The sequence below is a fragment of the Saccharomonospora azurea NA-128 genome, assembly GCF_000231055.2.
Classification (GTDB): domain Bacteria; phylum Actinomycetota; class Actinomycetes; order Mycobacteriales; family Pseudonocardiaceae; genus Saccharomonospora; species Saccharomonospora azurea.
In genome coordinates, this window is sequence record NZ_CM001466.1 from 2,368,018 (window position 1) to 2,380,970 (window position 12,953).

Annotated in this window: 14 protein-coding genes; 8 read left to right on the forward strand and 6 right to left on the reverse strand. The window is 70.3% G+C overall.

Annotated features, from left to right (window positions below):
• A partial coding sequence (locus SACAZDRAFT_RS10440) for an MFS transporter (RefSeq protein WP_157606992.1) occupies nucleotides 1–1,575 on the forward strand: 1,575 nt, incomplete at its 5' end.
• Nucleotides 1,576–1,585: 10 nt separating this feature from the next.
• Nucleotides 1,586–2,080: a DUF2771 family protein gene (locus tag SACAZDRAFT_RS10445; RefSeq protein WP_005441366.1), complete on the forward strand. Its 495-nt coding sequence runs from the start codon at nucleotides 1,586–1,588 to the stop codon at nucleotides 2,078–2,080.
• A 10-nt stretch (nucleotides 2,081–2,090) separates the two neighbouring features.
• Here SACAZDRAFT_RS10445 and SACAZDRAFT_RS10450 read toward each other — a convergent pair whose 3' ends face one another.
• From SACAZDRAFT_RS10450 to SACAZDRAFT_RS10460, 3 genes are all read right to left on the reverse strand, one after another.
• On the reverse strand, nucleotides 2,091–3,281 hold the full coding sequence (locus tag SACAZDRAFT_RS10450; protein ID WP_005441382.1) for a globin domain-containing protein: 1,191 nt from the start codon (nucleotides 3,279–3,281) through the stop codon (nucleotides 2,091–2,093).
• Nucleotides 3,282–3,293: 12 nt separating this feature from the next.
• Nucleotides 3,294–3,740 (reverse strand): RrF2 family transcriptional regulator, encoded by a 447-nt coding sequence (locus SACAZDRAFT_RS10455; RefSeq protein ID WP_005441398.1) that lies wholly within the window; start codon nucleotides 3,738–3,740, stop codon nucleotides 3,294–3,296.
• A 137-nt stretch (nucleotides 3,741–3,877) separates the two neighbouring features.
• Complete coding sequence (locus SACAZDRAFT_RS10460; RefSeq protein ID WP_005441399.1) at nucleotides 3,878–4,264, reverse strand: cold-shock protein; 387 nt, start codon at nucleotides 4,262–4,264, stop codon at nucleotides 3,878–3,880.
• A gap of 358 nt (nucleotides 4,265–4,622) precedes the next feature.
• Here SACAZDRAFT_RS10460 and SACAZDRAFT_RS10465 point away from each other — a divergent pair, with 358 nt between their 5' ends.
• Complete coding sequence (locus SACAZDRAFT_RS10465; RefSeq protein ID WP_176662488.1) at nucleotides 4,623–4,856, forward strand: hypothetical protein; 234 nt, start codon at nucleotides 4,623–4,625, stop codon at nucleotides 4,854–4,856.
• On the opposite strand, the gene SACAZDRAFT_RS10470 is transcribed toward SACAZDRAFT_RS10465, so the two are convergent.
• Nucleotides 4,822–5,475: an HAD family hydrolase gene (locus tag SACAZDRAFT_RS10470; RefSeq protein ID WP_005448069.1), complete on the reverse strand. Its 654-nt coding sequence runs from the start codon at nucleotides 5,473–5,475 to the stop codon at nucleotides 4,822–4,824. The two genes, SACAZDRAFT_RS10465 and SACAZDRAFT_RS10470, sit on opposite strands and share 35 nt — an antisense overlap.
• 81 nt (nucleotides 5,476–5,556) lie before the next feature.
• On the opposite strand from SACAZDRAFT_RS10470, the gene SACAZDRAFT_RS10475 reads away from it, so the two are divergent.
• The 3 genes from SACAZDRAFT_RS10475 to SACAZDRAFT_RS10485 all read left to right on the forward strand — a co-directional run bounded on the left by SACAZDRAFT_RS10475 (nucleotide 5,557) and on the right by SACAZDRAFT_RS10485 (nucleotide 8,296).
• The gene (locus SACAZDRAFT_RS10475; protein ID WP_005441402.1) at nucleotides 5,557–6,168 is read left to right on the forward strand and encodes a TetR family transcriptional regulator; all 612 of its coding nucleotides are present in this window, start codon (nucleotides 5,557–5,559) and stop codon (nucleotides 6,166–6,168) included.
• Nucleotides 6,169–6,193: 25 nt separating this feature from the next.
• Nucleotides 6,194–7,159, forward strand: a complete 966-nt coding sequence (locus SACAZDRAFT_RS10480; protein ID WP_005441403.1) for a R2-like ligand-binding oxidase — start codon at nucleotides 6,194–6,196, stop codon at nucleotides 7,157–7,159.
• A 99-nt stretch (nucleotides 7,160–7,258) separates the two neighbouring features.
• A complete protein-coding gene (locus SACAZDRAFT_RS10485) occupies nucleotides 7,259–8,296 on the forward strand; it encodes an ion channel (RefSeq protein ID WP_005441406.1) in 1,038 nt (345 codons plus the stop codon).
• Here the strand turns inward: SACAZDRAFT_RS10485 and SACAZDRAFT_RS10490 are convergent.
• Complete coding sequence (locus SACAZDRAFT_RS10490) at nucleotides 8,293–9,936, reverse strand: AMP-binding protein (RefSeq protein WP_005441408.1); 1,644 nt, start codon at nucleotides 9,934–9,936, stop codon at nucleotides 8,293–8,295. The two genes, SACAZDRAFT_RS10485 and SACAZDRAFT_RS10490, sit on opposite strands and share 4 nt — an antisense overlap.
• A gap of 103 nt (nucleotides 9,937–10,039) precedes the next feature.
• On the opposite strand from SACAZDRAFT_RS10490, the gene SACAZDRAFT_RS10495 reads away from it, so the two are divergent.
• Together SACAZDRAFT_RS10495 and SACAZDRAFT_RS10500 are read left to right on the forward strand one after the other, a co-directional pair.
• Nucleotides 10,040–10,414 carry a YccF domain-containing protein gene (locus SACAZDRAFT_RS10495; RefSeq protein ID WP_005441410.1) on the forward strand — a complete coding sequence of 125 codons (375 nt, stop codon included), beginning with the start codon at nucleotides 10,040–10,042 and terminating at the stop codon, nucleotides 10,412–10,414.
• A gap of 63 nt (nucleotides 10,415–10,477) precedes the next feature.
• Nucleotides 10,478–12,100, forward strand: coding sequence for a RecQ family ATP-dependent DNA helicase (locus tag SACAZDRAFT_RS10500; protein ID WP_005441411.1), 1,623 nt, complete (start codon nucleotides 10,478–10,480; stop codon nucleotides 12,098–12,100).
• Here SACAZDRAFT_RS10500 and SACAZDRAFT_RS10505 read toward each other — a convergent pair.
• Nucleotides 12,084–12,929 carry a metallophosphoesterase gene (locus SACAZDRAFT_RS10505; RefSeq protein ID WP_005441413.1) on the reverse strand — a complete coding sequence of 282 codons (846 nt, stop codon included), beginning with the start codon at nucleotides 12,927–12,929 and terminating at the stop codon, nucleotides 12,084–12,086. The genes SACAZDRAFT_RS10500 and SACAZDRAFT_RS10505 overlap by 17 nt on opposite strands.
• Nucleotides 12,930–12,953: the final 24 nt, after the last annotated feature.

A 12,953-nucleotide genomic window follows, 5' to 3' on the forward strand; every position in this document is an offset into this window, starting at 1 on the left:
GTGTCCCCGCCCCCACCACCGCGCGGCGCGCGCCCCTACGCGGGTCGAGGCGCCGCACCCCCACCGTGGCGAGCTGACCGCGCCGAGCCGCCCTACGAGCACTACGACACCGGCGGCTACCCGCCGGGACAGCCGCGCGAGGCGTTCGATCCCGAGCCGACCGCGACGGAACACGGATTCGAAGGGCCGACGGAGCCCCGCCGCCTGCCGAAGAAACTCACCGTCACCCGCGTCGCCGCACTCCGCAGCCGCGAAATCTCCGGGCAGGCCGTGGCCGCCTTCCGCCGCGCGACGACGGCGGACGGCGCCGACAAGTCCGGGCTCACCTCGCTCACCTACTCGGTGATGCTGAACTACGCGAGCGACGCCGCGATGGCGGTGGCGCTGGCCAACACGCTCTTCTTCGCGGCCAGCAGCGGCGAGAGCCGCGGCAAGGTGGCGCTGTACCTGCTGATCACCATCGCGCCGTTCGCGCTGGTGGCTCCGGTCATCGGCCCCGCGCTGGACCGCATCCAGCGCGGGCGCCGCCTCGCCATGGCGGTCTCCTCGGCCGGTCAGGCGCTCATGTGCGTGCTGATGGCGCTGAACTTCGACAGCTGGATCCTCTACCCCGCCGCACTCGGCAAGATGGTGCTGTCGAAGTCGTTCATGGTGCTCAAGGCCGCCGTGACGCCGAGAGTGCTGCCACCCGAGATCACCCTGTCGAAGACCAACGCCAGACTCGCCGTGTTCGGCCTCGCCGCGGGCGGCGCGTTCGGCGCGGTGGCCAGCGGGCTGAACTGGGCTTTCGGCTCCGCGGGCGCACTGTGGTTCACGGCGGTCATCTGCGCGGTCGGCGCCGCCCAGGCCATGCGCATCCCGTCGTGGGTGGAGGTCACCGAGGGCGAGGTCCCCGCGTCGCTGACGGGCCAGCACCCCGTGCCCACGGGCAAGAAGCCCCGGCAACCGATGGCCCGGCACGTCGTGGTCGCGTTGTGGGGCAACGGCTCGATCCGCGTGCTCACCGGGTTCCTCATGATGTTCGCCGCGTTCGCGGTGAAGGCCGAGACCGAGGACAGCGGACAGAGCGCGTTCGTGCAGCTGCTCCTGCTGGGCATCATCGGCGCCGCCGCCGGCCTCGGCGGGTTCCTCGGCAACGCTCTGGGCTCGCGGATGCACTTCGGCAAGCCCGACCAGGTGGTGCTCGCGTGCCTGGCGAGCGCGTTCGCCGCCACTGTCGTCGCCACGGTCGTGGCCGGGATCGCCACGGCCGCGCTCGTCGGCCTCGTGGGCTCCACCGCGAGCGCCCTGGCAAAGAACAGCCTCGACGCGGTGATCCAGCAGGACATGCCCGAGGAGTCGCGCGCCTCCGCGTTCGGCAGGTCGGAGACCGTGCTGCAGCTCGCGTGGGTGTTCGGCGGCGCGGTGGGGCTGCTGCTGCCGCCCACCTACTGGATCGGCTTCCTCGTGGTGTCGGCGCTGCTCGCGTTGGGGCTCACCCAGACCTGGCTGGTCCGCGGCGGGTCGTCGTTGATCCCCGCGCTCCGCCCCCGTGCGAGTGGACCCGACCCGGAGCCGCGGCGCGGCGACTCGTAGTCTCGCCCTCATGCGACGTTCAGTAGTAGCGCTGGTGGCCGCGGGTGCGGCCGTGCTGACCGGCTGTTCCGCTCCGCAGCCTCCCGAGGTGACGTTCTACGCCGACGGCGACAGCGTCCGGTCGCAACCGCTGAGCTACTGCGACGCGCTCCTGAGGGACTGCGACACCGACGGCGAGCCCGCCACGCTCGACGCCCGGCCGGGTCAACCGGTGCAGATCTCCGTTCCCGCCGAGATCGCCGAGACTCCGTGGCTGGTGATCGTGCAGTCCGCCGCCCCCGACGGCACCCTGCTGCCGATGCGCCAGGAGGTGTTCACCGACGGCACGCGGCACGCGCACACCGTGCTGCCCGAGACGCCGGAACACCAGCCGTTGGTCGTGGAGGTCCAGCAGCTCGGCGCCGCCTACGCCGTGGACGAGAAAGACCAGCCGATCATCGACGAACAGGGCGCGCCGCAGCTCGTCGTCCGGGGCGTCTGGTCGCTCCAGATCGACCCGGACTGACGCGACGGACTCACCCGTCGCCGGTGAGCATCCCCGCGCCGAACACTTCGGTGAAGATGCGCTCGGCGGGCACCCCGCGCCTGCGCAACCCTGCCCTCACCGACGCCATGAACGGGAGCGGGCCGCACAGGTACACCAGCGCGTTCTCCGGGAGCGGGATCTCGTCGACGTTCAGCAACCCCGGCCGTGCGTCGCCGGTCGCGCCCTGCTCGTACCAGCTCAACTGCTCGAAAGAGCGCAGCTGCGCGCCCGCGTGCGCGACGTCGTCGTGCAGTGCGTGCCGCTCGGGCGAGCGGTCGGCGTGGACCGCGACGACCTCGCGGAACGGCTGGGTCCGCCCGATGTGGTCCAGCATGCCCGCCATCGGTGTCACTCCGATACCAGCGCTGACGAGTACCACCGGGTCGTCACCCTGGTCCAGCACCACGTCTCCGGCCACCGGTCCGACCTGCAGGATGTCGTCTGCCGCCACTCGGTCGCACAGATGGTTGGACACACGGCCGTCGGGAGCGCCGTCAGCGCCCCGCACCCGGCGGACGGTGATCCGCAACGAACCCCGGCCCGGGCCCTGAGAAAGCGAGTACTGCCGGGGCTGACGACGCCCGTCCGGCAGCGTCACCGCGACGGAGACGTACTGGCCCGGCCGGAACGCCGGCACCGGGCCACCGTCGTCGGGCACCAGCGTGAACGAGACCGTGTCCTCGGCCTCAGCGACCCGCTTCGCCACCCGCCAGTCCCGCCAGGGCGACGTCGACTCGACCTCACCGCGTTGGTACAGCTGCGCTTCCGCGGCGATCAGGTGGCAGGCGCACAGCCAGTACACCTCGTCCCACGCCGCGCGCACCTCGTCGGTCACCGCGTCACCCAGTACCTTGGCGACCGCGCCGAGCAGGTACCTCCCCACGATCGTGTACTGCGCGGGCTGCACCCCGAGCGACACGTGCTTGTGCGCGACGCGCTCCGCGATGGGCGTGAAGTCCGCCTGCCGCTCGCCCACCAGGTACTCGGCGAACGCCACGACCGCCGCCGCGAGCGCGCGCTGCTGGTCGCCGTTGGCCTGGTTGCCGAGGTTGAACAGGTCGAGCAGTTCCGGGTGTCCGGCGAACAGGTCGGAGTAGAACTGCGTCGTGATCTCGGGCCCGTGGTCTCGAACGACCGGCAGCGTGGCCCGGACGATCTCGGCTGACTTGGCCGACAGCATGGCGTCCTCCTCTCAGCGTGCCCCGGTGTCCCCGGAGCTCCATCCGATGCTGAGCAGCACCGGCCCGGCGTCGTCCGCCACGAGGTCCGCCAGTGACACCTCGTCGAGGCTGCGCAGGAACGCGTCGTGGGCCCGGCGGAAGGCGGAGCGCAGCTGGCACTGGCCACGCAGCGGACAGGGTGGGTCGTCGCACTGCACGACCTCGTCGTCGGCTTCGAGCCGCCGCACGACGGTGCCCACCCCGACTCGCCGGGCGCCCGGTTCCAGCTCCACCCCTCCTCCACGGCCCCGGGCAGTGGCGAGCAGCCCCAGGCGCTGGAGCCGCTGCACCACCTTCGCCAGGTGGTGCCGGGGCACGGACAGCGCCGCGGCCAGCTCGTCGACCGTCCGGCGACCGTCCTTGGCGGCCGTGTACATCAACACCCTGAGCGCGATGTCCGTGGACCGGTTGAGCTGCACGCCGGGACGCTAACCCCGAAACCGGACTCCGCCGTACTCGTTTGTGATTGACGACTCCCCGAGTCCGCTTTACATCACAAAAAGGGCGGGCACCCGCGTGCCCGCCCTTGTCGACGATCAGGTGTGCGCCCCCGCGATCACGGGTCGAGGTCGCGCGCGACCGCCCGCATCACCTCGGCGATGCGCTTGGTGTTCCTGCGCTCCGGGTACCGCCCCCTGCGCAGGTCGGGCTGCACCTTCATCTCCAGCAGCTTGATCATGTCCTCGATGAGGCCGTGCAGCTCCTCAGCCGGGCGCCGCCGAGCCTCCGCCACCGAGGGCGGCGGGTCGAGCAGCCGGACGGACAGGGCCTGAGGACCGCGCCTGCCGTCGGCGACACCGAACTCCAACCGCTGACCGGCCTTCAGCGTCTCGACGCCCTGCGGCAGCGCGGACTTACGGATATAGACGTCCTTGCCTCCGTCCTGCGTGACGAAGCCGAACCCCTTGTCCGCGTCGTACCACTTGACCTTGCCGGTCGGCACTGCCCCTCACCGTTCCTTCGCTCTCCCGCAACGGACCACACGACTCGCACGGCCCCGCACGACGAACGCGCCCCAGGCGTACCCAGGACGCGCACACCTCAAGGGTATCGCGCCGCCCCCTCCACGGCGAGGGCGATTGTCCGGTTCCGCTCGGCGCCGACCGTGTCACGGCGGCCCGGCAGCGGGTCGGAACGCACGGAAACGATCGGTGCCTCCCCGGTGGGAAAGCCCGTGCCCCGCGCTCTCCACATAGGACCACGAGTGCACGCCACCCCTGCCGCGGGACGCGACGCTCGTCACTCACGGCGGGCAACACATGCCGGGGCGTGCGTGAACCGGCGCCTCTAAGATGACCGGCATGGAAACCGCTGTCCCTGACAAGAAGTCGACTGCCACGGGAAAGCCCTGGCTGATGCGGCTCGGCATCGGACTCTTCGCGATCGGGATGCTCGCAGTCGTCGCGGTGTTCCTCCTCTTCGCGGCCGGCTACTCGGAACTGCCGGTGTGGCTGTCCGCCGGAGCCGGCGTGATCACCCCGCTCGGTCTCGCGCTGGGGCTCATCTCGCTGGTCCGCGAACACCGTCGCGCCTGAGCGCACCGGCACGCCCATCGTGCTCGGCGAGCCACGCCGGGAACTCCGTCAGCGAGTCGAGCACCACGTGCGCACCCGCGTTCTCCAGTTCCGCGCGGTCGCACGGCCCCGTGGTGACCCCGACGGCGACCGCCCCCGCCGCCAACGCGCCACGGATGTCGCCGACGTGGTCCCCCACGAACACCCCGGCACCGTGCTGCGTGAGCGCCGTGGCCTTCTCGGTCGACCACAGTTCGCCCACGAGCGTGTCGACCGTCCACCCGAGGGCCTGCACGTGGAGAGCGGCGTTGCGCGCGTACTTGCCCGTCACGACCAGCGCCCGGGAGCCGGAGCGCCGGACGACCTCCAACGCCTCCGCCGCACCCGGCAGCGCCACCGTCCGCGGGATCACGATCTCCGGGTAGATCTGCCGGAAGCGGGCCACCAGTGCGGGAATGCGTTCGTCGGGAGCACCGAAGTCACGCAGCACGTGGTCGAGCGGCGGACCGAGGTTCGAGGCGAACTGCTCGCCGTCGAACGGGAAGCCGGACTCGTCGGCGAGCGCGTTCATGGCCTCGACCATGCCCGGCCGCGGATCGATGAGTGTCATGTCGAGGTCGAACCCCACGCAGGTGCCCACGCGCCCACCGTAGCCGCTTGACATCCCAAGAGGACCCGTCCAGCCGCTTGACACCGCGCCAGTCCATGTCAAGATCAGCCTGTGGCCCAGATCACCAACTACACGGCTCGTGCCCGAGCGTCGCTGCGCGAGCAACTCCTCGACGCGACGGCCGAGCTGTTGCCCCACAGTGGTTACGCCGGGCTACGCATGGCGGACGTCGCCGCGGCGGTGGGCGTGAGCAGGCAGACGGTCTACAACGAGTTCGGCAACAAGTCGGCGCTCGTGCAGGCCGTGGTGCTCCGCATCCTCGCCGAGGTCACCGAAGGGATGCGGCACCGGCTCGACGCGGCCGGTGACGTGCTCGCCGGGGTGCACGCCGCCACCGCCTACACCGTCGAACACACGAGGAAGAACCGGCTGGTGGCCGCCGTCATGGGCGCCCAACCGGCGGAGGACCTGCTGCCGCTGATCACCACCCGCGGGCAGCCGGTGTTGCACGCCGCCACCGACCTGGCCGAGGCGTACCTGCGGGAACAGCTGCCGCATCTGGCCGACCCCCGGTTCGTCGCCACGACCATGGCCCGGCTCGCCATCAGCCACCTGGTACTCCCCAACGGCTCCCCCACCGACGCGGCCGACCAGGTGTGTGCCGTGGTCGACGCGCTGATCCACGCCTCCCCGAACGACCCGACTCCCTCCAGCTCCGAGTAGCTCCGCGACCCGAAGGGACAACACCATGACCGCGACCTCGGCCGAGCACCGTGACGGTTTCCAGTCGCTGCGCCGCGGCGGACTCAACTGGGACTCCTTCCCCCTGCGGCTGTTCGTCAAGGGCAACCGCAAGTTCTGGAACCCGGCCGACATCGACTTCCAGGCCGACGCCGCCCACTGGGAGTCCCTCACCGACGAAGAACGCCGCTCCGCCACATACCTGTGCGCCCAGTTCGTCGCGGGTGAGGAAGCCGTCACCGAGGACATCCAGCCGTTCATGAAGGCGATGGCCGCCGAGGGCAGGTTGGGCGACGAGATGTACCTGTCGCAGTTCTGCTTCGAGGAGGCCAAGCACACCGAGGTGTTCCGCCGCTGGATGGACGCGGTCGGACTCACCGACGACCTGCACCCCTACGTCGCGGAGAACCCGCACTACCGCAAGCTGTTCTACGAGGAGCTGCCCGAGTCGCTGGGTGTACTCGCCGACGACCCGAGCCCCCGCAACCAGGCCCGCGCGAGCGTCACCTACAACCACGTGATCGAGGGCTCCCTCGCGCTGACCGGGTACTACGCGTGGCAGAAGGTCTGCACCGGCCGCGGCATCCTGCCCGGCATGCAGGAACTGGTGCGGCGCATCTCCGACGACGAACGCAGGCACATGGCATGGGGCACGTTCACGTGCCGGCGCCACGTCGCCGCGGACGACTCCCTGTGGGACGTGGTCCAGCAACGCATGGGCGAGCTGCTGCCCCACGCGCTCGGCATGATCCAGTGGGTCGACGACCAGTTCGAGAAGCCGCCGTTCGGCATCGACAACAACGAGTTCGTGCAGTACGCGGCCGACCGCGCGCAACGCAGGCTCGGGGCGATCGAGTCGGCGCGCGGCGCCAACGTCGCCGAGATCGACCTCGATCACTCCCCCGAACAATTGGAGGAGACCTTCGGCAGGGAGGACGAGAAGGCCTTCGCCGCCGTCGCCGAACAGGCCTGAGGCTGCCGCCGCGCCACCACCGGACCGCGTCCCCGAGCGAACCGGGTCGAGGACTGATAGACATCAATCAGTCACTCACCGTCGCCGCTGGAGGGCGTCGTGCCGTTCTTCCTGTCCCGGTTGCTGGCGCGGCTCACCCTGTTCACCTCGTGGCTCACGCCGGTGGCCGTGATCGCGTTCGTGTTCCTCACGAGCTGGCCCCTGATGGCGTGGGTCGAGCCGGACGACAGCGAACTGACCGAGCCGACCCGCTACTGGTGGTACTTCGTGGTGACCGCGTCGACCGTGGGCTACGGCGACCACTACCCGCAGACGACGGCCGGCCGTGTCGTGGCCACCTACGTCATCGTCGGCGGCATCACGGCGCTCACGACGGTGTTCACGAAACTGGCCTCGGTGCTGGAGAAGGCGAGGGGAGCGCGAATGCATGGTTCGGCCACCGTGAAGGAGTCCGGCCACACGGTGCTGCTCGGCTACACCCCCGTGCGCACGGAACGCATCGTCTCCGAGCTGCTCGCCGACCGCGGTGAGCGCGACCCCGAACTGGTGCTGTGCGCGTGGGACGACGTCCACGATCACCCCATGCCGGGCGAGGCGGTGACGTTCGTGCGCGGCGACCTCACCTCCGCCGCCGTGCTCCGCCGCGCCGGAGTGCACCGCGCCCGCACCGTGCTCGTGGACGTCCGCGACGACAACGAGGCACTCGCGGTCGCGCTGTCCGTCGACTTCCTGACCAGGACGGCACACGTCGTGGTGACGCTGCGCGACCTGGACCGTTCCGCACTGCTCGGCTACGTGGGCGGCAACATCCAACCCGTGCAGTGGCACACCCCGCGCATGATCACCGAGGAACTCCAGACTCCGGGCGTGAGCGAGGTCTACGCCAAGCTCATGACCCACGGCGACGCCAACACGTACTCGTCGACGTTGCCGACCTCGCTCGGGCCGGTGTCGGTCGACCGGTGCCGCACGGCGCTCGGCCAGAAGTTCAACGCGACACTCCTGGCCGCCCGCACCGAGGAGACCCTGCTCGTCAATCCCGACTGGGACGCGACACTGCCGCCCGGCACGGTGCTGTACTACGTCGGGGCCGAACCGCTCACCGGCAACGAGCTCGAACGCGCGCTGCGTCCCTAGCCCGCCCCTTCGGCGAGGCCGAGCAGTTCGACGGCCTTCTCCCGCATCTCCACCTTGCGGATCTTGCCGGTGACCGTCATGGGGAACTCGTCCACGACGTGCACGTAGCGCGGGATCTTGTAGTGGGCGAGCCTGCCGGTGCAGAACTCCCGCAGGCTCTCGGCGGTGACGGGCTCCGCGCCGTCGCGCATGCGCACCCACGCCATGAGTTCCTCGCCGTACTTCGCATCGGGTACACCGATCACCTGCGCGTCGAGGATGTCGGGATGGGAGTAGAGGAACTCCTCGATCTCCCTCGGGTAGACGTTCTCCCCTCCCCGGATCACCAGGTCCTTGAGCCGGCCGGTGATGCCGAGGTAGCCGTCGTCGTCCATCACCGCGAGGTCGCCCGTGTGCATCCAGCGCGCGGCGTCGATCACCTCGGCGGTCTTCTCCGGCTGCTCCCAGTAGCCGAGCATCACGGAGTACCCGCGCGTGCACAGCTCGCCGGGTGTGCCGCGGGGGACGGTCAGACCCGTCTCGGGGTCGACGACCTTCACCTCCAGGTGCGGCCCGACTCGGCCGACGGTGGACACGCGGCGCTCGATGGAGTCGTCCTTGCGGGTCTGCGTCGACACCGGCGACGTCTCCGTCATGCCGTAGCAGATCGACACCTCCGACATGCCCATGCGCTCGATGACCTGCTTCATCACCTCCACCGGGCACGGCGAGCCCGCCATGATGCCGGTGCGGAGGCTGCCGAGGTCGTAGTCCTCGAAGCCGGGGACGGCGAGTTCGGCGATGAACATGGTCGGCACCCCGTACAGCGACGTGCAGCGTTCGGCCTGCACTGCCTCCAGGGTCGCCCTCGGGTCGAACGCGGGCGCGGGGATCACCATGCACGCGCCGTGCGACGTGGCGGCGAGGTTGCCCATCACCATCCCGAAGCAGTGGTAGAAGGGCACGGGCAGGCAGATCCGGTCCTCTTCGGTGTAGTCGCAGAGCTGCCCGACGAAGAACCCGTTGTTCAGGATGTTGTGGTGGCTGAGCGTGGCGCCCTTCGGGAACCCGGTGGTGCCCGAGGTGTACTGGATGTTGATCGGGTCGTCGGCGCTGAGCGACGCCTGGACCCGCGCCAGCGCCTCGTTTCCGGCACTCGGCTCACCGAACAGGGAATCCCAGTCGGCGCTGCCGATGAGCACGACGTCCCGCAGCACCGGACAGCGCGGTCGCACCTCCCGGATCATGCCCGCGTAGTCGGAGGTCTTGAACGTCTCCGCCGCGACGAGCAGCGACACGCCCGCCTGGTTCAGCACGTACTCGAGTTCGTGCGAGCGGTAGGCGGGGTTGATGTTGACCAGGATCGCGCCGACCTTCGCGCTGGCGTACTGCAGAAGCGTCCACTCCGGACAGTTCGGCGCCCAGATCCCCACGCGGTCGCCCTTGGCCACGCCGCGGGAGAGCAGCCCCAGCGCGAGGGCGTCGACGTCGGCGGCGAACTCGCGGTAGGTCCAGCGCCGACCGCTGCCGTGGTCGACGAGCGCGTCCCGGTCCGGATGCGCTCGCGCCGTGCGATCCAGGTTGTCGCCGACGGTGTCCCCGAGCAGTGGAACCTCGAACACACCCGACGAATAACTGGGCAGCACGGACACGGTCGACATGGCGGCCTCCTCGACGACGGCGTGACACCAGCAGCGAGTGTAGAGAGAGCCATGCCACAGCCGCCACCACCGCGAGGGCTTCGCGGCACGGGACAATGAAGGCGTGCGAGCGATACTGAACGTGATCTGGTTGGTGCTGTCCGGGTTCTGGTTGGCACTCGGCTACCTCGTGGCGGGCATCGTGTGCTGCCTGCTGATCGTGACGATCCCGTTCGGGCTCGCCTCGTTCCGCATCGCGGCCTACGCGCTGTGGCCGTTCGGGCGGACAGTCACCGAACGCCGCACCGCCGGCTTCCCGTCCCTGCTGGGCAATGTCGTCTGGCTGGTGTTCGCGGGGTGGTGGCTCGCGCTCGTCCACGTCGTCACCGGCCTCGCGCTGTGCGTCACGATCATCGGCATCCCGCTGGGCATCGGGAACTTCAAGATGGTGCCGGTGTCTCTGCTGCCGCTGGGCAGGGAAATCGTGTCGACCCAGTGAGAGTCCGGCTCAGGCCCCGCCGAGCACCCGGTTTCCCGGTGCCGGGCCTGGGAACCCGATCGGATGTCCCACGACACCGCCGATCTCCAACGCGTCGCCGAGTCGGCCTTCGGCTGGTCGCTCACCTCCGAGCAGCTGGCCGCGATGCGTCCCCTCCTCGACGGCCGTGACGTGCTGGCGGTGATGCCCACCGGCTCCGGCAAGTCGGCCATCTACCAGGTGCCGACCGTCCTGCTGTCCGGGCCGACCGTCGTGGTGTCGCCGCTGATCGCACTGCAGCACGACCAGCTGGACCACCTCGACGACGCCGACGTCCCCGACGCCGTCGCCGTGAACTCCACCCAGGGCAGCGGAGAGGAGAAGCAGGCGTGGCGTTCGGTGCGCACCGGCGACACCGAGTACCTGTTCCTCTCCCCCGAGCAACTGGCCAAAGAGGAGACACTCGCCGAGCTGCGCCGGGCCTCGCCCGCGCTCGTGGTGGTGGACGAGGCGCACTGCGTGTCGGACTGGGGGCACGACTTCCGTCCCGACTACCTGCGTCTGCGCCATGCCATCGACCGCATGGGACGGCCACCCGTGCTCGCGCTCACGGCCACGGCGGGCGGGCCGGTGCGCGACGACATCGTCGAACACCTCGGCATGCGCGACCCGGTCCGCCTCGTCACGGGCTTCGACCGCCCGAACCTGCACCTCGCGGCCACCCGGGTGACCGACGACGACCGGCGCCGGGAACTCGTGTGCGCGTGGGTGTCGGAGGCTGCGAAGCCCGGGCTCGTCTACACCCCGACCCGAGCCGAGGCGGAGCAGTTCGCCGAGGCGCTGACCGAACGCGGGGTGCGAGCGGAGGCCTTCCACGCCGGACTGTCCCGCAAGGAGCGCGACCGCGTCCAGAACGCCTTCATGAACGACGAGGTGGAGGTGGTGGCGGCGACCTCCGCGTTCGGTATGGGTATCGACAAGCCGGACGTCCGGTTCGTCGTCCACTCGGCACCCACCGACTCGCTGGACTCCTACTACCAGCAGATCGGCCGCGCGGGACGCGACGGCGAACGCGCCGACGCGCTGCTCGTGCACCGGCCCGAGGACTACCGGCTGCAACGCTTCCTCACGTCGCGCTCGCTCGACGTCGAGAAGGTGCGGGAGGTCGCGGAGACGGTGCGCGACCACGACGGCACGCCGAGCCCGGCGGACGTCGACGCGGAGGTCGAGCAGTCCCACCGCAGTGCGATGAACAGCCTCAACCTGCTGGAGGAAGCCGGTGTCGTCGAGGCCGACGACCGCGGCGAGTTCGTCTACCAGGGCGGAGAACGGCCTCAGGAGGCCGTCGAAGCGCAGTTCGAGCGACAGCGCACGCTCGACCGCTCCCGCATCGAGGTCCTGCGCGAGTACGCGGAAACCCGGTCGTGTCGCCGGCAGTTCCTCCTGGGGTACTTCGGCGAGTCACTCGACGAGCCCTGCGGCTTCTGCGACACGTGCGAACAGGGCACCGCCGAAGCCCACGCCCCGCCGAAGCGGGAGGACACGGAGTTCGGTGTCGACACGCCCGTCGAACACGCCGAGTGGGGCCACGGCGTCGTCGTGAACCACGAGGCCGACCGGCTGACGGTGCTGTTCGACGAGGTCGGTTACCGGACGCTGTCGCTGGCCGCCGTGCGCGAGAACGACCTGCTCAGTCCCGTTCGCTGACGGTGTCGGCGTCGGTCTCGTCGGTGGGCTCGTAGGGCAGTTCGACGACCAGGCACGGCCCACCCGCGAACAGGCCCGCGTCGATGCCGAGGGCCTTTCCTCCCGCGTACAGGTGCGGCGCGTCGAGCTCCACCGGATGGACGCCGACCTGGTCGGCGATGACGCTGTGGCCGTGCACCACGCGTTCGCCGCCGAGCTGCTGGAGCAGCTCGTTCGCGGCCTCCACTCCCTCGGGGCCGCGGAACGCGAACCGGGTCGTCATCCTCCGCCACACGTCCCACCACTGCCCCAGGTCGTCCCCGGTCAGGATGGCGCGCACGGCGTCGTTGACCTCCTCGACCGTGTCTCCCCAGTCGAGGTATTCCAGGGTGTCGGAGTGCACGAGCAGGTGGTCGGCGACCACCGCCGCCACCCGCCGCGACGTCAGCCACTCGACGTGCTCGTCGGTGAGAGCCTTCTGGTCGGACGGCTGACCGCCGTTGACCGCCCAGCTGCGCTCGAAGCTGCGGCCGGGCCCGCCCGCCGCGTCGACGGGCACGAGCGTGTCCCCGTAGCGGTGCATGCCGAGCAGCAGGATCTCGTGGTTGCCGAGAAGGCTGTCGACGAACCCGCCCGCCTCCGGAGCCTGCCGCTGCAGCGACCGCACCAGGTCGATCGCACCGACCCCGTCGGGTCCGCGGTCGACGAAGTCACCCAGGAACCACAGGTGGGCGTCGGCCCCGGTCCAGTTGTCGTTGTCGTCGACGAGGCCGGCGTCCTGGAGCGCCTCGGCCAGCTCGTCACGATGGCCGTGCACGTCGCCGACGACGAACGTGGGATGGTCCTTCACGCCCCGACGATAAGCCCTGGTCCC